The organism is Apilactobacillus sp. (assembly GCF_025290035.1).
Lineage (GTDB): Bacteria > Bacillota > Bacilli > Lactobacillales > Lactobacillaceae > Apilactobacillus.
This window is the reverse complement of sequence record NZ_JAMBKT010000014.1, coordinates 1-24,471: the sequence shown is the minus strand read 5'-3', so window position 1 is coordinate 24,471 and position 24,471 is coordinate 1. Positions and strand designations below refer to the sequence as shown.

The window sequence follows — 24,471 nt, the reverse complement described above, 5'->3', positions numbered from 1 at the left end:
ACTAATTGTGAGTTTTGATCAACCGGACGAAAATTACGATTAATCATGCGACGTATGAACATATAATTATAAATGGAGCCCCATAAAACAGCTCCTACCATATAAGTAATGTTCATAGCACTACTTGGATCAACCTTAAATACTAACTGTAAAACCATATGTGCAACCATGTAGATGCATGCATCTACACCGACGATACACACAGCGTTGTAATAATCAGAACGTAAAATCGCTGGAATCCAGTGGAACAAGAATGCGAGTAGTGAGAAACCAAAACGACCAAAACGGAGTCCGTTCTTACGATTGATTAGAAAAACGAAATTTTGCTTAAAGTCTGGTAAGTGTGGCATGTTATTCATAACGATTCCTACTTTCTATGATTATTTTTTGGTGAATTTAACAACTGCTTCACAACGTGGAGTTTGTGGCATCATGTCGATGGGTTGAATCCATTCGACTTTGTACTTACGAGTTAGTGGAACCAAATCGGCCGCTAAAGTGGAAGGGTTGCATGAAACGTAAACAAATTTTTCTGGCGCACTCTTTAAGATTGCGTCGATTAATTTATCGTCTAAACCAGTACGGGGAGGATCAACGATAATTGCATCGGGTTTAAAACCTTCTGCTAACCATTCAGGTAATAAGTCTTCAGCTTTACCGACTTCGTAGTAAGCGTTTCTAATTTTGTTAATGATAGCGTTATGGTTAGCATCTTCGACAGCTTCTGGAATAATGTCCATTCCACGGATTTCGTCAGCATGCTTAGCTAAAGGTAATCCAATGGTTCCCACCCCTGAATATGCATCGACAATCTTTTCGTTTCCGGTTAATTCTAATGCGGAAATTGCGACTTCGTATAAACGAGGAAGCATGATTGAATTCAATTGTAGGAAAGCACGCGCAGAAAGTTCAAAACTTAAGCCCTTAATCTTTTCGACAATCGTATCTTTACCAGCTAGATGAACAGTTTTATCTCCCCAAATTAATGGTGAGTCACCAGGATTAATGTTTTGCATCACAGAAGTCACTTCTGGTAGTTCTAACATAATCTTCTTTAGCATGAAACCTTTTTTGACGAACTTAGGGGTGTTAGTAACAAACACAACTTGTACGTCTTCAGTGTTCAATGCGGCACGAACAATTACCGTCTTAATGATTCCAGAATTGTTTTCTTCATTAAAAACAGGAATTTCTAGTTCGTCAATGAATTCGACTATCTTGCGCATCACTTTCATGGTAGCGGGGTATTGAACTGAACAAGTTGGTAAGTCGACTAAGTCGTGTGAACCTTCTTTAAATAAGCCAGCAATTACTTTGCCGTCTTGCATGCGGACAGGAAATTGTGCTTTATTACGGTATTCATAAGGTTCTTCCATGCCCATGGTGGAACGGATTTTCATTTTTTGATAACCCTGTGGTTGGAACTTTTCTAATGCTTGTTTGATTAGATCTCGCTTGAAACGAAGTTGGGCTGGGTATGATAGGGATTCTAATTCGAAACCACCAACATTACCAGCGTAACTATCACGAGGTTCTACGCGGTCTTCTGATACACGGTTGATTTTGACAGCCTTAGCTTTGATATAGTTAGGATAGACCTTAGTAACCTCAGCGACGACTTTTTCATCGGTAAAAGCACCGGTAACAAACACTAACTTATGTTCGTAAAAACCGATTCCCTCACCATTAATGCCCATTCTCTTGATGGTCATTTTAAATTGTTGGCCGACTTCAACATCTACATCGTCAAAGTCATTGCGATAATTATTTCTTGGGTATGCCATTGCTACCGTCCTTTTCTATAAATCCATAGTTATCCAATATTATATCATGGAGTTATTAAATTTCAGTTAAGAGTGGCGTAATTAATCGAAAAAAGATTGCAAATGCTTCTATAAAAGGTTATAAATGAATTATGTGACAAAGGGGGATAAATCATGCGTAAATTAACTAAATCACTAATGCTTACTACGGTAACTGCATTAATGATTTCTATACCAGCAGTTTCATTTAGTACAAATGTTTCTGCTGACCAGGTAATGCCAACAGTACCTGCTGCTGACAATCAAGATCAACAAAATTTTTGGGTTCATTCATGGGATGAAGGCAAGAACCCAATTCCAGTTACTACCACTAGTAATGCATTAAGTGATCGCAATGATCAACTATTCCGTGCTATTGATAGTAGCACTCCTAACATGACTGCGGTTTGGGGAAACTACCGTCGTGTTAAGAAAATAACTAAACCTAATTACATAAAAGCTATTGATTCTGTCAATACTGATAAGGTCAACTTTAAGACTAAGTGGTTCTTGCCAACTGGTTTTAATGTTTCACCGCAAGAACATGGTAACTATCAAGGTGCCATTATGGCTAATAATTCTATCTACATTGTTGAATCAATGGGGACGGGTGCTAATCAAGGAGCAATTATTCGTCTTAAGATGGATGCATTGCAAGCAATGGGATTAGATGATACTAATCACCAAAGCTTATTGATTCAAGTCTTCAATTATTTCAATCCATTCACAGATCGTGGTCGTGATAACAGTTTGAAATTTGCGAAGTTCATCAATGATTCGAAGAAGCCACGTGAAGCAAGCAATCAAACTCAAAAACAATTACAAAAAGTTCAAAAAGCGGTTAACAAAGCTCAAAGTGCCATTAACAAGAGTTTGGTGAAGTATCAAAAGGCTGACCAAAAAGTTAAAGCAGCAAAGAAGAAGTCAGCTAAGAAAGTACTAAAAGCTAAACGTAACGTGTTATTCAAGAATTATAAAGCTGTTAAGCGCATGCAAAACGGTCGCATTAAAGTATTGAATAGACAACTAAATCATTTGAACCAACAATTCAACAAACACCAAGACAAGATTAATAAGATTGGTCAAAACAATCCAATTTTCAACCAATACTACCAAATTTCTAAATCAGTGAGCGTCAGCCCACTAATGAATATTGGTCATGGCCAAACTCTTACTTATAACCCAAGTAATGACCATATTTACTTGGCACAAGATGACCAATTAGGTGAAGTTAACAATGACTTCTACAACCAAGTAACTGAATTGGATGCCCAATCATTAAAACCAGTTCACCAATACCGCTTTAGATTGATTAATAACCAAGGTGTTAACTTAGCACTTCACACATTAACTTTCGATAAAGCAGGGAATGCATACTTCGGTGTTCGTTCCGGTCGTAACGGGATTAAAGACGTTTACACCTTATACACTGGAAACTTTACTAATAAGAAGATTTCATTTAGACCAGTTACAGGAATGATTAAATGGCCAGCTAGTTACAACCAATATGTAACTTACAACGCCATTAATGATCGTATCTACTTAGTATCTAATGATATGATCGTTTCCATTCCGGCTAAAGAAGTGCGTAACGACACCATTAAGCCACAAGATGTTCACTATGTATCATTCAAATCCGGCCGTGAATTTGAAAGTATCGCATTTGATAACAAGGGTTATGGTTATCTATTAGCACTATGGCGTTCAGAACTATTACGTTCAGACCGTCCAATGAACTAAATTTATACAAAACAACAAAAAAATGCATGTAGAAGGAAAATTTCTACATGCATTTTTTATTTTTCTAAAATCATTTTGATATGTGGGGTTTGATGGAAGGTGTAGACATCACCGACCGCTTTAAATCCAAACTTCGCGTAGAAGTTTTCTTTGTCGTCTTGCGAGTCGATTTCAACGCGGGGATGGTCAAAGTGTTCGTCGATTTCTTCTAACACTTTTTCAATCAACTTTTTACCCAGTCCTTTGCCACGTGCTGCCGGGGTGGTTAAGACGCGCCCAAAAGTAGTGTGGTCTTGTCCATGAAAAACTCGAGCATATGCTAATAACTGGCCGTCTTCTTCGGCCCAAATATGTAAGGCGTTAAAGTCGACATCATCGACTTCTTGATATGGTCGTTTTTGTTCGACCACAAAGGTTTGCACTCGGGCGTAGTAGATGGCCCAAAGTTCATCTCTGGTGATTTGATCAAAGGTTTTTACTTTCCATTCCATAATCTAACCTCCTGGATTAATTATTTTCATTCTACTATTTTTTCTTCTAGATGAACTAAATTTTGCATTATTTTTCAAAATAATTCGTGGTGTTTTTTTCGACATCAGTTGATACATTAATATTCGTTCAAGGGCCCTTGATCAATTCAATAAAGGAATGATTAAGATGAACGAACCAGACTTAACCCCTGGATTTGAATATTTAATGAAGGAAAATCATCAGGGATTAGTCCATGGGGTTTTAAAACGCCTCAATATATTACCGAATAATCCGCAATATGACGATTTAGCCCAAGAGGGATGTATCCGCTTTGCACAAAAATACGTTGAATATGACCCAGAAAAAACGAATAGCTCACTGATTAGTTATTTGTATCAAGGTGTTTATTGGCACCTGTTAGATTTACTCCGCAAACAACAACGCCAAAATAACCACACTGAAATGATGAGTGCCGACCAAGATGGTTGGGAAGATACATTATTAGATGATAGTGAAGGCGTCGGTGAGGTAAACGACAGAGAGTTACTAAATCTTCTGTGGTTAAATTGCACCCACGATCAGCGCAAGTTTTTGTGTAGTAGTTTTAATGAGGGGATGACAGTAACTGAAATCGCTCGGAAGTACCGGGTCAGTCGAAAGACCGTCTATAAGTGGAAAGACGGCGTCAAAAAAGAATATTTAAAAATTAGGTAACACTTTTCCATCGAAGCACGTTATTAAGAGTGTAAGGGTTAGCGCTAACGACTTACAAAGTTAAGAAAAGAGGTTAATACAATGAATAAGAAATGGAATAAGTCAAAAATCACTGTTACTACTATGGGTAAGGACGGAATTCGTCGTAACCGTAATTTCGCTAATGCCGTAGAAAACATCTCTGCTGATCAAATGGCTGAATTAAGTGACATTGTTTCTCAATTAACTGGAAGCGAATTTGCATCAGGTAAGTTAATTCATGAAGATGGATTCACTAAATAATTAACTGGAGGAACGATAAATGAGAAAATTAGAACTAACATTCAAAAGTGAAAATGGTAAGAACAAGACTTTAAGTCTTAATTATGTAGATGGCAAACTAGACACTTCTGTGGTGATGCCTGCCATGCAACGTTTATCAGCAATGAATATTTTTCAAGACGAATCTGGTAACTTGTATAAGACACCGGTGGCTGCCAAAATCGTGGATACACAAAATAGCTCACTATTTGATACCCGCGTTGTGGTAGCGCCAACTGCTAAGTAATTTATTAAGATCGACTACAAACATTCCCTATAAAACTCCCCGACAATCAAAAAAGCGTTCAGTCAATGACTGGACGCTTTTTGTTTATTCTAAATAGCCATCTGGATAATTGCTTTCGATAAATTCACGAATGCAGGAAACCATCTTTTGGGCAGCTGGTGTTTTCATTTGAACGGAGTTCATGACCATAAAGATAGAACGATAGAAATCGTCATCGAATGGATAGAACTTGACGTCACCGCCGATGCGTTGGAAGGCCAGCTTAGGTAAAATTCCCATTCCAAGCCCAGCTTCCACCATCGCAATGATGGAGTGGTCATCGATACTGAATTGAATTGAGTTTGGTGCCACATTATATTGATCCAAGACTTTTTTAGTATCACCATCGTAATCAGACTTTTGTAAGATGAAGTGTTGGTCGACTAAATCATCTTGGGTGATGGTCTTACCATTCTTCGGTACGAAGTCCTTGGGCGTAATACAATAAATCTTGTCTTTAATTAGTAAAGCTTTGACCAATCTTTCATTGATTGGTTGGCAGGTAAATCCTAAATCAATTTTCCCTTGTCGTGCTTGTAACGTAATGTCGTTAAAATCACTTTGCGTTACTTCAACCTTAACGTTAGGGAAGAGATTATGGAAATTATGTATGATTGTAGGCATCCAATTAATGCAGACACTACTGAAAGCACCTAAACGAACAGTTCCAGAAGTTAGTCCTTTAATTTTATTGGCCTCTTGTTGTAATCGTTCTTCATTGTTTAAGATATCTTGAATGATTGGTAAGACGTCCTTGCCATCTTCGGTTAACTTAACACCAGAACGATCACGAATTAATAGTGAAAAACCCAGTTGCTTTTCTAATTTATCGATAGAGTGAGAAATCGCAGAAGGGGTTACTTCTAATTTTTGCGCTGCATGGTGGAAACTAGATTCGCTTACCACGGTAACAAACGCTTGATATGAGAAAGAAATCATGAATGTTTGCTCCTTTCACTCGATATAATATCTGATTATTTAAGATTATAGCTGTTTTATTAGAAAAATGTAACAAAAAGTTGATAAATTTCCTGTCAATTTCTTGCCAAACATATTGTTGATAGTTATAATGCTTTTATAAGCATAGTAGATTATGTGAGTTTTAGACTCAGTTCGAGCAAAAATGCGAATTTATTTTGACATTTAGACTCGAAGTGATATACTATACTTGCTTGATAAATTACATAAAATGTATTGGAGGAATTTATAATGCAATCAAGTCTAAAGAAATCACTTTACTTGGGACTAGCTGCTTTAACTTTTGCTTCAGTTGCAGGTGCTTCTGTATCAGCTACTTCAACTAACGCAAATGCTGCAAAGCACACAACCAAGAAGGTTGCTAAAAAGGTCACTTACAAAACTACTGACAGCAAGTTAGACCAATCAGTTGTATATGTTTCAACTGGTAAAAACGCTGTTTACTCAAAGCCAGGTACTGTTAAAGGTGCTAAGGTAGTTGCTTCAAAATCAACTATGGCTTCACTAGCTAACACTAAGTCAGTTAGTGCACAATTCATGGCTTACCAAGAAGCTACAACTTCAAAGGGTGTTAAATACCTAAAGGTTGTTTCATTCGATAAGAAGATCCGTGGATACGTATACGTTGGTGGTGTACAACAAGCTCAAGGTACTGCAAGTGCTAAGGCTTCATACAACTTCAACTCTACTGAAGCAAAGAACCTATTCCTAAAGACTCCTCGTGTGTTCGATAAGGCTTATGGTTCATCATTTGGTGCTAAGCTAATCAAGCTTGACTCAAACTTCAACGTTAAGACAACTTCATTTACTGCTGATGATGCTGTTACTAACGCAAACGGTGACACTTACTTCCACGTTACTGCTAACGGAGTAGCTGGTGGTTTAACTGGTACTGCTAACCAAGGTTGGGTTAACGCTAAGAACCTAACTACTGATCCATCTCAAGCATTCAGTGACATGAACATTACTGTTAACTTTGTTGACACTGCTTCAAACACTGTAATTGACTCAAAAACTGCAACTCCTAATGCTGCTAATGGTGGTGTATACAACACTACTATTAACGGTTCAACTACTGTAAACGCATGGACATCAGACAAGGTTTCAGACGCTGTTGCTGCTGCTAAGAGTGCAGATGCTAAGTTAAACTCATACAACTTAGCTTCTAACTACAACAACACTTACAATGTAGTATCAAAGGGTGCTGCAATCAACGTTTACGTTACTAAGAGCACTGACTACATTGCAAGTCCTGTTAAAGTAAACTTCATCACTGAAGGTGACAAGAATGCTGATAACTCAGTTTCTGCTACTGCACAACAAGACCTAGCAAACGTATTAATGTCAGATGGTAAGACTGCTGCAAGTTCATACACATTTGATAATGTTGCTGCTGGCCTAAAGGGTATCAAGACTGATAACTTCAGCTTCAACAACGTTGTTAAGGCACTATTTGCTGATGGTAAAGCCTTCAACACTATCGTAGTTAAGAGCACTGCTAAGGATTCAAGCAACAACGACGTTACTGTATACACTACTTACAAGTTCGACGCTGCTGCTACTCAACAACACAACAACTCAGTTGTAAACCAATACACTGGTGTTGATGTTGTAGTTCCATTCCAAAACGTTTCAGCTGTTAACGTATACTACACTAAGGTAGCTTCAAACACTACTACTCCTGTAGTTCCTTCTGCAACTGCTACAACTAACTCAAATGTAACTAACATTACTTCAGACCCTGTTTCAGGTAAATAATATTAGTTATTGAGTGAAAAAAGAGATATGACTTCGGTCATATCTTTTTTTATACATAAAATTTGCATAAGAAAAGAGCTAACGATAATTCGTTAGCTCTTTTTTGGTTATGGATGCCAAAAACCATATGATCGTTCCATTTGACGGTGGATACGTCGTTGATCACGGTTTTCAATACATTCAATCATATATTCTAATTTGTTGAGACGAGAACTTTGCATAATTAATAACATATAATTCATGTCGTTACAGCAATAGATTTTATCTAATGCGACGTTACAAGGATCAAAGTGTTTATCTTCTTGAAACGGTTCCATTAATAGTTGGACTTTATTCCGGATAATCCGACGAATTTTCCGATTATGATACTCAAAAGCTGACCCTGGGCGAATCGCCCGAATAATATTTTCCACATGCATCGACCTTTCATAATTTGCTATCAAAAATAAAATAGTCCACCAAATGAAAATAAAAAGGGTGTCGGGGGAAACTTAACCCACTTTCTTAGTCATAATATTAATTAGCTCATCTAATAGAGTAGGGTAGTTTCTATATCTGTAGGCGATGATGTATAGACAATTGACCACTTCAAAATTATTCTGCTTTCTTAATAAATTCTCGAATTCATCATAACGTGAGTGATTCGGGAACCGACTTTTGATTATATCAATGATGTATTTAGCGAAATAATTTCTCAAGCGTAATTGTGCTAGTAAGTGAGAACCAGAAGGAAATCTTTCGTTGTCTTCACTGATCATTTAAAGCCCTCTTTCTATAAATTCTAATCCTACTTTAATGTTTATCCTTACTGTATACTTTTTAGTTCTGTTTGTCTAAGTAATTGAATGAAGTTATAACTTTCTTAAGAAAGCACAACATCCTTTGCGAAATTATTAAATAACAATGACAAACTTTCAAATCATGAAAGGAGTTGCTAAAATATGTTATAATTTGAAGTAGAAATTTATGGGAGGCAATACAATGCATTCATTAATCAAAAAAATTACATTAACTAGTATCGCTGCATTAACTCTTGCTTCAGTTGTAACCGTTAATGCTGATGCTGCTAAACATCATACAAAAGCTGCGACTAAGACAGTTAAACATGTTAACAAAACAACGGCTTCATACTACAAGGTAAGTTATGCTGAAAATGCTGCTTATGCTAAATCAACCGGAATCGTCACTGTTTTTAACAAGCCCGGTCGTTTAGCTGGTGCAAAGGTAGTTGCTTCTAAGAAAACCATGAAGGAACTGGCGAAATCAAAAACACCTAAAGATATCTTTTACGTATACGGTATGGCTAAGACTAATACTGGATTATACTATGCTCACATTGTGACTTTAGGTGGTAAGTACAGAGGATGGGTTTACGTTGGTAAGCATGACATCTCAACAGACTTAAATAACATTGACAAGAATACTGGAATTGTCGCAACTAAGACGCTAACTTACACTTCACTACCAAAGAAGACTACTAACGTTAAGATTTCTGCGCCACTTTGGACATTCCCTAACTACAGTCGTATTAACTCACGTGTCATTCCACACAAGAAGACTACTTACATTAACGATACTTTCACAATTGATGGTGCTGTTAAGAATACTTTAGGTTGGACTTACTACCACGTGACTGATAACAAAAAGAAAAACATCGATGGTTGGATCTTCGCTAAGAACGTATCAACTACTAAGAAGAGCACTACCACCACTACTGACACAGATAAGAACACCACACCAACTGATCCATACACATTAACTTTCAACTACAATGGTAGTCCAGTTAATACTGTGATCGTTAGTGTAAAGAACGACTTAACTGTGAACGGAACTGCTAAAGTTTCTGCTGATACTTTAGCTAAGTACATTCCAAGTGGTTACCAAATCACTACTGATGCTAATGCCATTAACGTTGATGGACCAATCGTAAGCGGTGGTAAGGCAATCATTAACTTAGCACCAAAGAACGTTACTCGTATTGCAATTCAATTAAAACAAACTGGTACTAACAATGTCTTAACACCAAGTACTGGTCTTAACAACACTTTAAACGCTATCGCAAATGACTTATTAGCTAACAAGAGTATTTTAGTTAACCAATCAGTTAACCCTGATACGATTAAAGCTGAACTAGCAAGCAAGAACATTACTACAATTACTCAAGCTGACTTAGGTTTAACTGGTGCCGGTTCATTAACTTACACTGGTGTCGATACTGCCAAGATTGATGGCGACAACCCAGTAATTACTATTTACTTCCAATAAGAAGTTATAAGATCACCGCAAAGCGGTGGTCTTTTTTAGTTTATTTTAAAATTGATTGGATATTATGAGAATATGTACTATGATAGTGTTAAAAGATTAGAAAGAAGTGAGCTCGATTGCGTAAATGTTTATTTTTTATCACTATCCTGCTGACCCTAACTACTGGTGTCATCACCACCAATAGTCAATCAGCTCAAGCTGAAACCTATGTTTATACCACCGCCACTGGTAGTCATTATTTTTATAATCGTAATGATAGGGGCTTAAGTCACGCTAAGAAGATTTATAAAGAAACCCTAAGTCAAGCGAAAAGTCGTGGTTTAACCTTGAGTGGAACCGAAAGTAGCGGTCGGCGTGTCGTTGCCAAGACCACTGGGAAAAAGATTAAACAAATTAAACAAAGAGCCAATGCTAAATCGAACCAATCAATTATTGCGGCGGGTCAAGTGGTGGTCTTAAACCACAATCGTCCTAATTTTACTAAAGCCGAATTATCACTAAAGCATGGTGCGTGGGCTAAATACGGTCAATTGGATTCACTAAACCGTGCCACAACCGCCAATGCGATGTTAAATCAATCATTAATGCCGAAAGCCAAACGCTTACCTTTGTATGTTGACCCCACTGGTTGGCACAATAAAAAAGATCATGGCACTTGGTTATATAACCGTAGTCATTTAATTGGTTATCAATTTACCGGTCAAAACAACAACTTGAAGAATTTAATTACCGGGACGCGCTCATTAAATGATCCAGCGATGAGTACATATGAGAATCAAGTGGCTGCCTACCTTAGAAGTAGTCGAAGTCATTATGTTCGCTACCAAGTTCAACCAGTCTTTCATGGTAAAAATCTATTAGCTTCCGGTGTAATTATGCAGGCGCAATCAATTGGCAGTTCTTCAGTCTCATTTCACATTTACATTAAAAATATTGAAAGTGGCTTCAAACTCAACTACTTAACTGGAACCAGTGTAGTTGAATAAAGAGGAGAGTAGCAATGCAAAAAGCAAAACGAATTTTAAATTGGCTGTTGCCATTTATCATCTTTTTAGGACTAGCGTTATTGCTAGTCGCAATTCCATTAATTAAAAAGCAAACCTTTTTAGGTTCAGATTCACTATTTCACTATAATCGTTTTTACGATGCGGCCATGCAATTAAAGACCCACAAGATTAGTTATTTCCAATCTAATTACGGTTTCTTACAAACTGGTCGAATCATGAGTGCCTTATATGGACCAGTCGTTGCATACTTAGGTGGGTTCTTATTACTAGTTGCCGGCTCTTGGTTTAAGTTCCAAATTCTGACCGACTTAATTGTCTTAGTTGGGGCAGCATTAGGAATGTACAAACTTTGCCGTGTGAATGAAGTGTCTAGAAAAGCAGCCATCTTTATGGGCTTTATCTACATGTATTCTTCTACAATCGTCCAATGGACAACGGCGCAACAATTTACCGCATTAGGGGCTGCAATTATTCCATTCGTGATGGTTTACGCCACCCAAATGGTACGGAAGTTTGATGTTTCCTATATCGGCTTTGCGTTCACAATGAGCATCTTAATTCAAACCCACTTAATGAGTAGTGTGATTGCGATGGTCGGAATTTTACCATTTTTCATCGTCGGTTTAATTAAGGCTGATGATAGTCAAAGACTTCAATTAATTTGGCATACTGTCGTGGCTGCATTAATTACCTTAGCGCTAACGATTAATGTTTGGTATAACTTATTAACCTTGAACCTTTGGAATAAGTTATTGCCAGTTTATCCCGTTCCAGAAGTCCGCACATACGGATATAACTTCAATAGTTATTCATTAATTAACATTTTAAAACCAACTGAATTTATTTTATTCCTAGTAGTGTTATACTTTGTGATCAAACGTTTCAAACAAATTGATTTATTAACTAAGACGACCGCGATTACTGGGTTTGCGTTTCTAGTGATTGCTTGGAGTCATTTTCCATGGGGGATTTTACAAACAGCAATTCCGCAATTGGCATTTACACTCCAATTCCCTAAGCGTTTTCTAGTTTTAGCATTCGTTTTCTTACTACTAACATTTGGTCGATTTGTGACCTATGAATTAAAGCATGTCGAAAAGACAGGGAAGTACGTGCTGTTAGCTTCAATGGTAGTGCTAATTATTGGAAGCATTGGACTAGATTTCTATGCAATTCACCAACGCAGTCAAAACTATGTCGCATTGAACACTAAACATCACCGTAATAATTACAATGATAATTCATTGTATTACTACACTAAGAAGCACCATCGCACCATTCAAAAGGATACACAAAGTCATGATTTAGGTTACTTAATGCATGATTATTTAAAGGCAACGCCGGATTACTTACCAGCGAAGAAAAATATTGTTAATTTTACGCAATACAATGCTTTTAATCCTTACTTGAAGTACTATCATCAATACATTAAGACTAATCATTTGAAGACGATTCGCTTCAAGCATTACGTTAAGAATGATGGATCATTAACATTGAAGTTCAAGACTAACAAATCCCAAACAGTCCAAGTGCCATTAGCGAAATACGCTAACACGCAAGTGACAATCAATGGGAATGTGGTTAAGAACGTTAAAACCACTAACTTAGGTGCAATTATTATGCATGCTAACAAAGGTGAAAATAAGATTAACATTAAATACATGACATCGTTTACCACTAGATTATTAATGGTATTAACATGGGTAGCATGGATGATTTTCATTCCAGTTAGTGTTTACAAAATGAGAAAAAGATAAATAAAAACCCGCTAACAGCGGGTTTTTATTATTAAGTCATAATTTTTGTATGTTATACTAAATGCAACGATAGCTTAGGACGGAGGAGATTGGTTTGCAACGACATCACACTAATATTATCAGTAAGGTATATCATAGTCGTTTCTTTCCTTTACTGGTGTTTGTATTAGTTGGCTTATTGGTTTTAAGTAAAGTGATTTGGAATCATTCGTTGATTTTAGGACATGACTCACTATTTCACTTCAACCGCTTTGTAGATGCGGAAGAACAATTAAGAACCGGTAAGTTCAGCTATTTTCAAATGAATTTTGGTTTTAACCAAACCGGCCGGATTGTAAATGCATTATACGGTCCGTTTGTTGCCTATATTAGTGGGGCGTTGTTGTTAATTAGTCCGAACTGGTACATTTTTGAATTAATCGATGTCATGGTAGTGATGTTAGTCGCTGCCTTTGGGATGTATTGGCTTTGTAAAGTTAATCAAGTCAGTCGTGGCTATGCTTTAATTGTTGCCAGCATGTACATGATTGGTTCTTCAGTGATCTCATGGGTCAATACCCAACAATTCACCGGGGTTGGGGCAGCTGTAATCCCATATTTATTTGTGGCGATTGCATTAACCTTACGAAGACTAAAAGTGCCAGTGATTGGATTATCAATTGCGATGGCAATCTTAGTCCAAACTCATATGATTACCAGTATGATGGGGTTCTTAGCGTTAGTACCAATTTTCACTGTAGCCTTAGTCAAGACCGAAGATAAATTAAAAATGGTGGTTAGTTCATTTGGAGCAGCTTTAATTACCTTAGCTTTAACCGCCAATGTGTGGGGAGCATTGCTTTCCATCTTTACTAATAACCATTTGATTCCAGCATTTTCAACCGTTGATATGAGTAATTATGGATTCATTTTTAACTTGTACTCATTTGAAATGATCATTAAGCCCATGGAATTAATTGTCTTTATCTACGTGATTGCCTACGTCTTAATTAAGTGGCGTTCATTGGATTATATTATTAAGACCTATGCGTTAGTCGGTGGCTTCTTCTTATGGGTCTCAACTAATCTATTTCCATGGAAAATATTGCAAAGCTTAATTCCGGAATTGAGTACCTATTTACAATTTCCAAAGCGTTTTGCGGTCTTAGCATTCGTTTTATTATTTGTGTCATTTGGAATGATTTTGACTAATGATCATGATGCGTTAACTTTGAAGTGGTTGCACTTTGAAGGGCCTGACTATCGTTATGCCTTTATCTTCTTATTAATGGCGACGATGATTGGAACGAATATTTGGGTTTTGAATTTCAAGATTGCGACTGTCGATAGTATGCGTCAAAGTAATGATTTTCAAATTCCAATTGAACATACGGTTAGTCATGTTAATCGTAATAAGCGTACTTACTATGAAGATTTTTACGGATCTAACAAGAAGGCGCTGGTCGATGATTTAAGCAAGGTCGTGCCAGACTACTTACCAGCAACCCAAAAGGTTAACTACAAAAATTATAATGATTACCACCCATACTCAAATGCATATCAACAATTAGATAAGCAAAATTATCGAATTAAGGGTGGTTTTAAGAAGACTGTTAATAAAGATGGCTCATTGACGATTACTTGGAATAATCGTCACAAAAAGGCACGTAATTACCAAATCCCCGTGGTTGCATATGCTTCAACTGAATTGACGTTAAATGGTAAGACAGTCATTCCGGTCAGTCAAACACCAGTCGGAGCAGTCGTGATTAAAGCCAATCCCGGCAAGAACAGTTTAAATGTTAGTTATCATATTGGATGGGCAATGAAAGCTCTATTTATCCTAACGATTGTGAGTTGGATTGTGGTAAGTGGAATTGTAATCATTAGAATATGGCTTTAGAAAGATTAATCATTTTGGTTAATCTTTTTTATTTTCTTGATTAGTTAAATAGAATTTTTTCGCGAAGGTAAGTATAAATTGCTGTAATTTTTCTTTGGGGATACCGTATCGACAGGCGGGATTGTCATTGGGGTTATTAGAAACGGATTGACTGATTTCACGACAGCATATGTTTAGGCTACTGAGCATACCTAGTAAGGCGAGTTGCATTTGTTGAACTTCGGCAAATTTCTTTTTCAGATATGATGGTCGTTCACTGACCTTGATGTAGATCGTATCATCTGGGGTATAAATGAAGACGCTGTTCGATTGGCGCCCACTGATAGAATAATCAACTAGATTAGCGTTAATCCATGAATGATGTCTTGAATGATTGCGGGTTTGTAGTGGTAAGAGCGAAGCCTTGGAATGAATAATGGGGCGCTTATTACTAATGTTGAAGACATCAGCAATACTGTCTGAAAAGACTTTGGTGAGGAGACATTCTTTTGTGGTTCGTTGATTAATAATTGCATCGGTTGAATCGCGCAATAAATAGCAGGTAAAATGCTTTTCAATAACCAGTGTTGCGTACTTCTTTGAAGCGTGAGAAATATCGACCAACATTAATAATTTGGACCAATTAACATTCCGACTTTTAAATTTATGATTAACATATTTAATTGGCAGGTTATCAATGTCGATACAATCAATTCCATCAATCTGCTTGATGGCTGCATGATTTAAATTAGTGTTATACATAAAAAAACTCCTTTCCCGTAATTAATAACATGCGTTTGGCAAGTTACCAAAGTGAGAAGGAGTTCTTAAGAAATTCTTAATGATTTTGAATAAAGTCACCAATGTAAAAGGCAAGACGACGATAAGTATATGCATTGGGGTGGACGTGTTGATCTTGATACATGTCCTTAAAATTAAAGTCCGTAATGAACTCTGAATGATAATGGCGCCAATCTATGTATGGAATTTGAAAGGCAGAGTAAATGGTACTTAATTTATCTAGTAGTTCATTAAATGTATAATCTGCATATCTTATTACATCGCTGGCATTCTTATCATTATCATATCGAGGTAGTGGTAATGAAGCGAATATCTTACTATGAGGGTGAGTACTAATTAAACGACGTACCAATGATGTCATTTTTGATACGATATCTACTAATGGGACGTCTAAGTGCCCGTAATCATTAGTTCCAATCATAAGAATAATGACATCATATCGACTACTTTTTATATTTTCGATTTGTTTTTCTAAATCGTTATATATAGTAGCACCATTTAATCCTAAGTTTACAACAGAAGTGTTGTAGTATTTTGCTAAGTATTGAGGATAGTTGTAACGCAGATTTACGGTTCCATCGAATCCCCTTGTTATGGAATCACCTAATGCGGCGATTCGGGTATTTTTCAATTCCATCGAATCATCTCCGTGATTAGTATGTTAGAAAATCTATACATATTATATAATATGTGACTAAATTTACAAAATGAATCATTTAAATTGAAAAAATGTAATTTAATTGTTACTATAGTAATATAAATATCAATGGAAGAGGTAATTTACCAAGCGATAGAATACTCTGATTATCCAATACGCCGAGATACATACGTATCAAAGATATTACGAGGCGGATAAAAACAAATTACTGGATATTTAACATTTTTTCTTCCTTTGGGGCGTAGGGACTTACTAGTGATAGTTTAGTCTCTATTTTTTTACAATTATTTGCTATATAATGAAGTTCCTTGGCAGGGGCAACACTGATTAGACGAATCTATCGCTTTTGATTAGATTCGTCTTTTTTTATATTGACAGTATTAGTGGTTATGATATACTTTCTCATTAATGAAGAAATTTAGGAGGCACAATAATGACACACAAGAGAATGATTATTTTGGATATTGCTTCATTAGGAATTGGTGAAGCTCCTGATGCTAATCGTTTTAATTCTGTTGGTGCCGACACATTAGGCCATATTGCTGACAAGGGGCTTAATGTTCCTAATTTAATCGAGTTAGGATTAGGTAATATTCGTTGGGATAACGAATTAGTTGCCGTTCCACAAAACGACGCTCCCCGTGCTTTCTTTGGAAAAATGGTACCCAACGTAGCTTCTTATAGGGGTAGTGCCAGTTATCGAGAAATGTTCGACTATACTAGTGATGTCCGTACAGTTTCAGTGATGGACTTAATGGCTGAACGACATATGGATGTATCAATTATTTCAAGCTTTACTAATTATCTAGAAAAACAGGACGAAATTTCAACGCTCCAGGTACCTAGTGATAGTAAAGCTTTTGTTGAATTATCATCTAAAATGCGTACTCAAAAAGATGGATTAATCTACTGCCAAGTACCAGATATTCATATTTTAGCTAAAGACAGAAACTGTTTTGGTTATGCTGAACAATTGAATAAAGTAGATGAAACCATTGGTAAGATTGTCGAAAGATTACGCGACACAGATTTATTATTAATCTTATCGTCTGAAGCAATCGATCCATCAATGGAAACTAAAACTACTCGTGAATATCTACCACTATTGGTATTTAATCCGAACCAATCAGTCGGAAAATCATTGGGAATTAAGCGCTCATTAGGGGCTATCGGGAATGCAATTGCAGCATACTTTGATTTAGATGATGGTCGAAAACAGAAGCCTAATTTTATTAGTGAAGTTCTATAATTAACTATATTTGAGAGGGGTGTTGCGCAACTAAAATAAGCTATTTGTCACTATATTTTTTGTCGCAGAGAAAGGATTAGAATTATATATGTATTTATTAGTTAATATCTTAGGAATTATTGTATTTCTAGGAATCGCTGTTTTATTTTCAAAAAATAAAAAGGAAATTAAATGGCGTTCAGTTATCACCGTTTTAATAGTAAACTTATTGATTGCGTACTGTTTAACAGAATTTTCATGGGGACGTGCAGCTGTTGAAGCCGCTGCCAACGGATTCACAGCATTAGTTGAAGTAGCCTATCAAGGAATTGCTTTTGCATTACCAAGTTGGGTTCACGTTAAGTCAATGGACTTTGTAACATCTGCACTTCTTCCTATTTTATTAATTGTTCCAGTGTTTGATATTTTAACTTACATTGGAGTCCTACCATGGATCATCAAATGGGTAGGTAAAGGATTGGCTTACATAACTGGCCAACCTAAATTTGAATCATTCTTTGCTGTTGAAATGATGTTCTTAGGTAACACTGAAGCACTTGCCGTTTCAACTCTACAACTAAAACAAATTTCAGCAGTTAGAAACGTTGTTATCGCTATGATGTCAATGTCATGTGTTACTGCATCAATCCTTGGTGCATATACACAAATGGTTCCAGGTCAATACGTATTGACTGCCGTTCCATTGAACATCTTAAATGCCGTTATTATTACCAGCATTTTGATGCCAACTACTGTTACCCCAGAAGAAGATACTATCGCTAAATTAGGTAGTTCTGCTGAAACTGCAGAAGTTGCTGTCGGTGAAACCCCAGCAAATGATGAAGAAGCTAAGAAAGAACCTTTCTTCTCATTCTTGGGCGATTCAATTCTAGGTGCCGGTAAATTAATCTTAATCATCACTGCTAACGTTATCGCATTCGTTGCTTTAGCCGCATTGATTGACAAGATCTTAGGCGCAATCAATCCTAGTTTATCTCTAGAACATATTCTAGGAATCATTATGTTCCCATTCGCATGGTTAATGGGTTCAGATGTACACACTGCTTTTGACTTCGCTCAAAACATGGGTACTAAGTTAGTAACTAATGAATTTGTGGTTATGGGGAAAGTATCACCACATATCTCATCATACGCCCCTCACTATCGTGCTCAATTAACAGTCTTCCTTACTTCATTTGCTAACCTTTCTACAGTAGGGATGATTATCGGTGCGTTCAAGGGTATCGTTAATAGAGAAGTAAACAACGCTATTTCTAAGAGTGTTGGTTACATGATTCTATCAGGTATTTTAGTATCACTAATGTCTGCTGGAATTGTGGGTCTATTTGTTTGGTAAAATAGATTTAATAATAACTATAAAAGACAGCGCAAGCTGTCTTTTTTGTTTCCACAAATTAGGTAATTTTTTAGGATATTGTAGTGACGAATTAACCCGATTTTGGTTATAATGGAGAAGTATATGTTTCATCATTGTAAAAGATAAAAATTTCATGTAAAGTATAGATAGATGTGAAACATTATGTTTCACAGTAGGAGGATTTGTATGAATCCAGAAGAATTTAAAACAGAATTAGCCAAACACAATATCGAATTAAGCGACGAACAAATGCAACAATTTGCTACATATTACGAAATGCTAGTGGCAACTAATGAACACGTTAACTTAACAACGATTGTCGACCGCGACGAAGTTTATTTAAAACACTTCTTTGACTCAATTACACCAGCTTTTTATGCAGAAGAGTTAAGAACTGAAGAATTAACACTTTGTGATGTGGGAGCTGGAGCTGGTTTTCCATCAATCCCACTAAAGATTGCCTTTCCGAACTTAAGAGTTACTATTATTGATTCATTAAATAAGCGCATTAACTTTTTAGATGAGCTAGTCACTAAATTGGGCTTAGACCATGTTCAATTGCACCATGCACGTGCTGAAGAATTTGGTGGTAAGAAGTCCGCATATCGTGAACAATTTGATTTAGCTACTGCACGAGCAGTTGCGAGAATGAGTGTTTTAGCTGAATTGTGTTTACCACTGGTTAAAGTTGGTGGCAAGATGATTGCTTTAAAAGCATCACAAGCGAAAAATGAAATATCTGATGGTAAGAGCGCGATTACTACATTAGGTGGTAAGTTACTATCAGATGATGAATTTAACTTACCAGTTTCTAATGACCCCCGTAACATGGTGATCTTAGAAAAAGTCAAAGCAACACCAAAGCAATACCCAAGAAAAGCAGGAACACCCAACAAGAAACCAATTGGTTCTAATAATAAGTAGACGACAGGAGGGGTTTTCATGGCACATGTCATATCTTTAGCTAATCAAAAGGGAGGAGTCGGTAAAACGACTACATCCGTTAATCTAGGTGCAGACCTTGCCACTATGGGGAAGAAAGTACTATTAATTGACGCCGATGCCCAAGGCAACGCCACTTCAGGAGTGGGTATTCAAAAAGCAGAAATCCAAAAAGATATCTATGATATTTTAGTGAATGAAGAACCAATTGAAGAAGCGATTATTCCATCAAAACATGAAGGATTAGATATCGTTCCGGCAACCATTCAATTATCAGGTGCTGATATTGAATTGACACCACAAATGGCTAGAGAAACTCGTCTTTTGAACGCCCTAAAAACTGTCAAAGATAATTATGATTACGTCTTAGTTGACTGTCCGCCATCGTTAGGATTAATTACGGTAAACGCTTTTACTGCGAGTGATTCAATCTTAATTCCTGTGCAAACAGAATACTATGCACTAGAAGGACTAAGCCAATTATTAAATACCGTTCAATTAGTAAAAAAACACTTTAACGCTGATTTAGATGTTGAAGGAGTATTACTGACAATGTATGATGCGCGTACTAAATTAGGTCAACAAGTTAATGATGAGGTTCGTAAATACTTCGGCGATAAAGTTTATAACACAATTATCACAAGAAATGTGCGCTTATCAGAAGCACCTAGTTACGGATTACCAATTATAGACTACGATCCAACTTCAAAAGGTTCAGAACTATATATGGATTTTGCAAAGGAAGTGTTAGCTGCTCATGGTGAATAATAAAGGTCTAGGTCGAGGCATTGAAGCATTATTTGCTGATAATGATATCGACGCAAACTCAGAAGATGTATTGGATTTGGAACTAAGTAAATTATCACCTAATCCATTTCAACCCAGAACCCATTTTGATACTGAAGCGCTAAAGGACTTAACTCGTTCAATTGAAAAATCTGGGGTTTTCCAACCAATTATCGTTAGAAAAACCGATGGTCAAAAAGATAAGTATGAAATTTTAGCTGGGGAACGTCGTTTTCGTGCTTCTAAGATGGCCGGTAAAGAAAAGATTCCAGCCATCGTGCGTGATGCATCAGATGAACAAATGATGGAAATTGCTGTCATGGAAAACCTTCAAAGAGAGGATTTAAATCCAATTGAAGAAGCTGAAGCATACAATACCTTAATGACGAAGCTAGAAATTACTCAAGCAGAAGTTTCTAAACGTCTAGGTAAGTCACGTCCATACATTGCTAATTATTTGCGTTTATTAGGTCTTCCAACCGAAGTTAAGGAAATGCTAACTAAGAACCAATTATCAATGGGACAAGCTAGAACTTTGCTTTCTGTTAAGAAAAAAGAAGACTTAATCCGTTTAGCAAAGAAAGCTTACGATCAAACACTAACAGTGCGTCAATTGGAAAGTGAAATCAAGGCATTAGGGACTAGCCCTGCCAAGAGTAAGAAACCAAGACGTTCTACTAAGAAGTCACCATTCTTGCGTGCTTCTGAAAATGAACTTCAAGATAAATTTCAAACTTCTGTTTCAATCTCTAACAGCCGTTCTAAGAAGGGCACTGGTAAGATTGAAATTAGTTACGCATCCGATGACGATTTAAATCGTATTTTACAAATTTTAGATATTAATTTAGATTAAAAGGAGTACTGAATATGTATTCATTAAATGATGTCGTAATGATGAAAAAAGCTCATCCATGTGGTGCCAATAGTTGGAAGATTATCCGTATGGGAGCAGATATTAAGATTGAATGTCAAAATTGCGGTCACGTGGTGATGTTACCTCGTCGTGAGTTTGACAAGAAAATGAAAAAAGTAATTGAAAGTGCTAACGAAGACTAAAATCAAAGAAAAGAGTGAATTAGAAATATGTCATTAACAGCAGGGATTGTGGGATTACCTAACGTTGGAAAGTCCACACTATTTAATGCGATTACTAAAGCCGGAGCAGAAATGGCGAACTATCCTTTCGCCACAATTGATCCAAACGTCGGAATGGTAGAAGTGCCAGATGATCGTTTAGACCGTATTGACGAAGTCATTCCAGCTAAGAAGATTGTACCTACTACATTTGAATTTACTGATATCGCCGGTATCGTTAAAGGGGCAAGTAAGGGTGAAGGTCTAGGTAACAAGTTCCTAGAAAACATTCGCCAAGTTGATGCGATTGTGCACGTCGTACGTTCATTTGATGATGATAACATTACCCACGTTACTGGTAAGGTTGATCCAATTGCTGATATCGAAACTATTAACCTAGAACTAGGTATCTCTGATTTAGATGCTGTTACTAAGCGCCTTGGTCGTGTCCAAAAAGCTGCTAAGGGTAAAGATGAAGAAGCAGTTGCTGAATTAGCTGTGCTTGAAAAAATCAAGCCAGTGCTAGAAGCAGGTAAACCAGTGCGTTCAATCGACTTTGATGAAGATGAACAAAAAATTGTAAAAGGTTTATTCCTATTAACTTCAAAACCAGTGCTATACGTAGCCAACATTTCAGAAGATGACATGGCTGATCCAGAAGGTTCAAAGTACTTCCAATTAGTGAAGGAATACGCTGAATCAGAAAACGCACAAGCAATCGGTATTGCTGCGGAAACTGAAGAAGAAATTGCTGAACTGGATGATGAAGATAAAGCAACTTTCTTAGAAGCTGAAGGGGTAACTGAACCTGGTTTGAACAAACTAATTCGTGCTTCATACAAGCTATTAGGCCTAGAAACTTTCTTCACTGCTGGTGGCAAAGAAACTAAGGCTTGGACTTACCTAAAGGGTACTAAAGCACCACAAGCTGCCGGAATTATTCACTCTGACTTTGAACGTGGATTTATTCGTGCTGAAGTAATGGCTTTCTCTGACCTAGATGAACTAGGTAGTGAACAAACGGTAAAAGAAGCCGGTAAGCTACGTGTTGAAGGTAAAGATTACGTCATGCAAGATGGCGATATCGTTAACTTCAGATTTAACGTTTAATTAGAAAGGATTGCTTTGATGACTGAGAAAAGAAATGCACATGTGCAACAAGATCGCCATGAAGCAGATAAAAAGACAAGAACTCAATTTGACGGAATTGGTTTGACTAAACGTAATTCCGATTACATGTTCCGTTTTAGTAAGGAATTAAAGAAGACTACTTTAAGTCCAGAAAGAAAGGCTGAAATTATCAGTCAAATGAAGGATGAACTATTAGTAGAACAAAAGCACGGGGCAACTGCGCGTAATTTATACGGTACTGTGGAAGAACGTATTGATTTCATCATGAACCCACCTAAGAAAAAGACTTCTATGTTTGATAACTTTATTCCTAATGTGGTTTACAATGCAGTTTTCTTCTTAATCCTATTTAACCTAATGTACGGATTTATCCTATTAATCCAACCTAAGAACGGACAAGAGCAAGCTGTTGGAATTACTTCACTAATCTTAATTTCTGCAGTGTTCGGATTCTGTGCTCCATTCCTAACTAAGTTACTAGACCCAAGTGTTAAGCATACCTACAATGGATGGATGCGTGCGCTATTCATGTTAATCACAGTATTAGTGTGGATTTTTGCGTTCTTCATTGCGATTAACTTGCCTAAGACTGGCATTAACGTTGTGGTATCACCAATTGTTAACTTCGTGTTGGCCGCAATCGGAATTGGTGTGGACATCTGGGTTCACAAAAAATACACCATTACTGTGAACTTTTTTACACCAAGAGTGAAAAAATAAAAATAAAAAAATATAGACGATCGAAAATTTTATTTGATTTTCGTTCGTTTTTTTTGTATATTAGAAATTAAAAAAATAAACAGATAGGGGATTTAGATTATGGATAATTGGAATACAAAGTTTGCAAAAAAGGGATTAACATTTGATGATGTACTATTAATTCCTGCAGAAAGTCACGTTTTACCTAACGATGTGGATACATCTGTTCGACTATCAGATGATGTTAAGTTAAACGTACCTTTCCTAAGTGCAAGTATGGATACTGTTACAACTGCTGATATGGCTATCGCAATGGCTGAAGTTGGTGGATTAGGTGTAATTCACAAGAACATGGTTGTTGATGATCAAGCCAACGAAGTAAAAAAAGTAAAAGCAGTTGAAAAGACTGATCAAACCCCTAACGCAGCGGTAGATGCTAACAACCATCTACTATGTGCTGCCGCTGTTGGTGTTACTTCTGACACATTTAAGCGTGTGGAAGCTTTATTTGCTGCCGGAGCTGATGCCATTATTATTGATACTGCTCACGGACACTCAGCTGGTGTAATTAGAAAAGTGAAGGAAATTCGCGAAAGTTTCCCTAACAAGACCATCATTGCTGGTAACGTGGCAACTGGTCAAGCTACTAACGATTTATTCGAAGCTGGTGTGGATGTTGTTAAAGTCGGAATTGGACCTGGTTCAATCTGTACTACTAGAATCATTGCCGGTGTTGGTGTTCCTCAACTAACTGCTGTCTACGATGCAGCTGAAGTTGCTAGAAAATGGGGCAAGCCAATCATCGCTGATGGTGGTATCAAGTACTCTGGTGATG

General features: G+C 36.8%; 24 protein-coding genes and 1 pseudogene. 18 read left to right on the top strand and 7 right to left on the bottom strand.

Annotated features, from left to right (window positions below):
* Both M3005_RS04540 and rlmD read right to left on the bottom strand, forming a co-directional pair.
* Positions 1–359 (bottom strand): annotated as a pseudogene (locus M3005_RS04540) (hypothetical protein); the annotation flags it as partial.
* A gap of 21 nt (positions 360–380) precedes the next feature.
* Positions 381–1,784 (bottom strand): 23S rRNA (uracil(1939)-C(5))-methyltransferase RlmD, encoded by a 1,404-nt coding sequence (gene rlmD, locus M3005_RS04535; protein WP_293794090.1) that lies wholly within the window; start codon positions 1,782–1,784, stop codon positions 381–383.
* 153 nt (positions 1,785–1,937) lie between these two features.
* Between rlmD and M3005_RS04530 the strand changes: the two genes are divergently transcribed.
* Entirely contained in the window at positions 1,938–3,542 is a 1,605-nt protein-coding gene (locus M3005_RS04530) for a hypothetical protein (RefSeq protein ID WP_293794088.1), read from the top strand.
* A gap of 56 nt (positions 3,543–3,598) precedes the next feature.
* Here the strand turns inward: M3005_RS04530 and M3005_RS04525 are convergent, their stop codons facing one another.
* A complete protein-coding gene (locus M3005_RS04525) occupies positions 3,599–4,033 on the bottom strand; it encodes a GNAT family N-acetyltransferase (protein ID WP_293794087.1) in 435 nt (144 codons plus the stop codon).
* A 166-nt stretch (positions 4,034–4,199) separates the two neighbouring features.
* Between M3005_RS04525 and M3005_RS04520 the strand changes: the two genes are divergently transcribed.
* The 3 genes from M3005_RS04520 (at position 4,200) to M3005_RS04510 (ending at position 5,274) form a co-directional block, all read left to right on the top strand.
* Positions 4,200–4,727 carry a sigma-70 family RNA polymerase sigma factor gene (locus M3005_RS04520; protein WP_293794085.1) on the top strand — a complete coding sequence of 176 codons (528 nt, stop codon included), beginning with the start codon at positions 4,200–4,202 and terminating at the stop codon, positions 4,725–4,727.
* Positions 4,728–4,808: 81 nt separating this feature from the next.
* The gene (locus tag M3005_RS04515; RefSeq protein WP_293794083.1) at positions 4,809–5,009 is read left to right on the top strand and encodes a hypothetical protein; all 201 of its coding nucleotides are present in this window, start codon (positions 4,809–4,811) and stop codon (positions 5,007–5,009) included.
* 19 nt (positions 5,010–5,028) lie between these two features.
* Positions 5,029–5,274: a DUF2922 domain-containing protein gene (locus M3005_RS04510; RefSeq protein WP_293794081.1), complete on the top strand. Its 246-nt coding sequence runs from the start codon at positions 5,029–5,031 to the stop codon at positions 5,272–5,274.
* Positions 5,275–5,358: 84 nt separating this feature from the next.
* Here the strand turns inward: M3005_RS04510 and M3005_RS04505 are convergent, their stop codons facing one another.
* The gene (locus M3005_RS04505; protein ID WP_293794080.1) at positions 5,359–6,252 is read right to left on the bottom strand and encodes a LysR family transcriptional regulator; all 894 of its coding nucleotides are present in this window, start codon (positions 6,250–6,252) and stop codon (positions 5,359–5,361) included.
* 270 nt (positions 6,253–6,522) lie between these two features.
* Between M3005_RS04505 and M3005_RS04500 the strand changes: the two genes are divergently transcribed.
* Positions 6,523–8,049 (top strand): hypothetical protein, encoded by a 1,527-nt coding sequence (locus M3005_RS04500; protein WP_293794079.1) that lies wholly within the window; start codon positions 6,523–6,525, stop codon positions 8,047–8,049.
* Positions 8,050–8,540: 491 nt separating this feature from the next.
* Here the strand turns inward: M3005_RS04500 and M3005_RS04495 are convergent, their stop codons facing one another.
* Positions 8,541–8,807 (bottom strand): hypothetical protein, encoded by a 267-nt coding sequence (locus M3005_RS04495; protein WP_293794077.1) that lies wholly within the window; start codon positions 8,805–8,807, stop codon positions 8,541–8,543.
* Between the two features lie 223 nt (positions 8,808–9,030).
* Between M3005_RS04495 and M3005_RS04490 the strand changes: the two genes are divergently transcribed.
* The 4 genes from M3005_RS04490 (at position 9,031) to M3005_RS04475 (ending at position 14,960) form a co-directional block, all read left to right on the top strand.
* On the top strand, positions 9,031–10,314 hold the full coding sequence (locus M3005_RS04490) for a hypothetical protein (protein ID WP_293794076.1): 1,284 nt from the start codon (positions 9,031–9,033) through the stop codon (positions 10,312–10,314).
* 116 nt (positions 10,315–10,430) lie between these two features.
* Complete coding sequence (locus M3005_RS04485; protein ID WP_463670945.1) at positions 10,431–11,300, top strand: DNA/RNA non-specific endonuclease; 870 nt, start codon at positions 10,431–10,433, stop codon at positions 11,298–11,300.
* A 14-nt stretch (positions 11,301–11,314) separates the two neighbouring features.
* Positions 11,315–13,078 carry a hypothetical protein gene (locus M3005_RS04480; protein ID WP_293794075.1) on the top strand — a complete coding sequence of 588 codons (1,764 nt, stop codon included), beginning with the start codon at positions 11,315–11,317 and terminating at the stop codon, positions 13,076–13,078.
* Positions 13,079–13,172: 94 nt separating this feature from the next.
* Entirely contained in the window at positions 13,173–14,960 is a 1,788-nt protein-coding gene (locus M3005_RS04475; RefSeq protein ID WP_293794074.1) for a hypothetical protein, read from the top strand.
* Positions 14,961–14,978: 18 nt separating this feature from the next.
* On the opposite strand, the gene M3005_RS04470 is transcribed toward M3005_RS04475, so the two are convergent.
* Together M3005_RS04470 and M3005_RS04465 are read right to left on the bottom strand one after the other, a co-directional pair.
* Positions 14,979–15,701 carry a hypothetical protein gene (locus tag M3005_RS04470; protein ID WP_293794072.1) on the bottom strand — a complete coding sequence of 241 codons (723 nt, stop codon included), beginning with the start codon at positions 15,699–15,701 and terminating at the stop codon, positions 14,979–14,981.
* 76 nt (positions 15,702–15,777) lie between these two features.
* On the bottom strand, positions 15,778–16,377 hold the full coding sequence (locus tag M3005_RS04465; protein WP_293794070.1) for an SGNH/GDSL hydrolase family protein: 600 nt from the start codon (positions 16,375–16,377) through the stop codon (positions 15,778–15,780).
* A gap of 454 nt (positions 16,378–16,831) precedes the next feature.
* Here M3005_RS04465 and M3005_RS04460 point away from each other — a divergent pair, with 454 nt between their 5' ends.
* From M3005_RS04460 to M3005_RS04420, 9 genes are all read left to right on the top strand, one after another.
* Complete coding sequence (locus tag M3005_RS04460; protein ID WP_293794067.1) at positions 16,832–17,647, top strand: alkaline phosphatase family protein; 816 nt, start codon at positions 16,832–16,834, stop codon at positions 17,645–17,647.
* Positions 17,648–17,735: 88 nt separating this feature from the next.
* Complete coding sequence (locus M3005_RS04455) at positions 17,736–18,983, top strand: NupC/NupG family nucleoside CNT transporter (protein WP_293794065.1); 1,248 nt, start codon at positions 17,736–17,738, stop codon at positions 18,981–18,983.
* A gap of 207 nt (positions 18,984–19,190) precedes the next feature.
* On the top strand, positions 19,191–19,928 hold the full coding sequence (rsmG, locus tag M3005_RS04450) for a 16S rRNA (guanine(527)-N(7))-methyltransferase RsmG (protein WP_293794063.1): 738 nt from the start codon (positions 19,191–19,193) through the stop codon (positions 19,926–19,928).
* 18 nt (positions 19,929–19,946) lie between these two features.
* Complete coding sequence (locus M3005_RS04445) at positions 19,947–20,714, top strand: ParA family protein (protein WP_293794061.1); 768 nt, start codon at positions 19,947–19,949, stop codon at positions 20,712–20,714.
* Positions 20,704–21,585, top strand: a complete 882-nt coding sequence (locus tag M3005_RS04440) for a ParB/RepB/Spo0J family partition protein (protein ID WP_293794059.1) — start codon at positions 20,704–20,706, stop codon at positions 21,583–21,585. The genes M3005_RS04445 and M3005_RS04440 overlap by 11 nt, the downstream gene beginning before the upstream one ends.
* Before the next feature lie 14 nt (positions 21,586–21,599).
* Positions 21,600–21,788: a DUF951 domain-containing protein gene (locus M3005_RS04435; protein ID WP_053949636.1), complete on the top strand. Its 189-nt coding sequence runs from the start codon at positions 21,600–21,602 to the stop codon at positions 21,786–21,788.
* A gap of 27 nt (positions 21,789–21,815) precedes the next feature.
* Entirely contained in the window at positions 21,816–22,916 is a 1,101-nt protein-coding gene (gene ychF / locus M3005_RS04430) for a redox-regulated ATPase YchF (RefSeq protein WP_293794056.1), read from the top strand.
* A gap of 18 nt (positions 22,917–22,934) precedes the next feature.
* A complete protein-coding gene (locus tag M3005_RS04425; protein ID WP_293794055.1) occupies positions 22,935–23,657 on the top strand; it encodes a DUF1129 family protein in 723 nt (240 codons plus the stop codon).
* Positions 23,658–23,756: 99 nt separating this feature from the next.
* Positions 23,757–24,471: IMP dehydrogenase (locus tag M3005_RS04420; RefSeq protein ID WP_293794054.1), on the top strand; the 715-nt coding region annotated here is incomplete at its 3' end.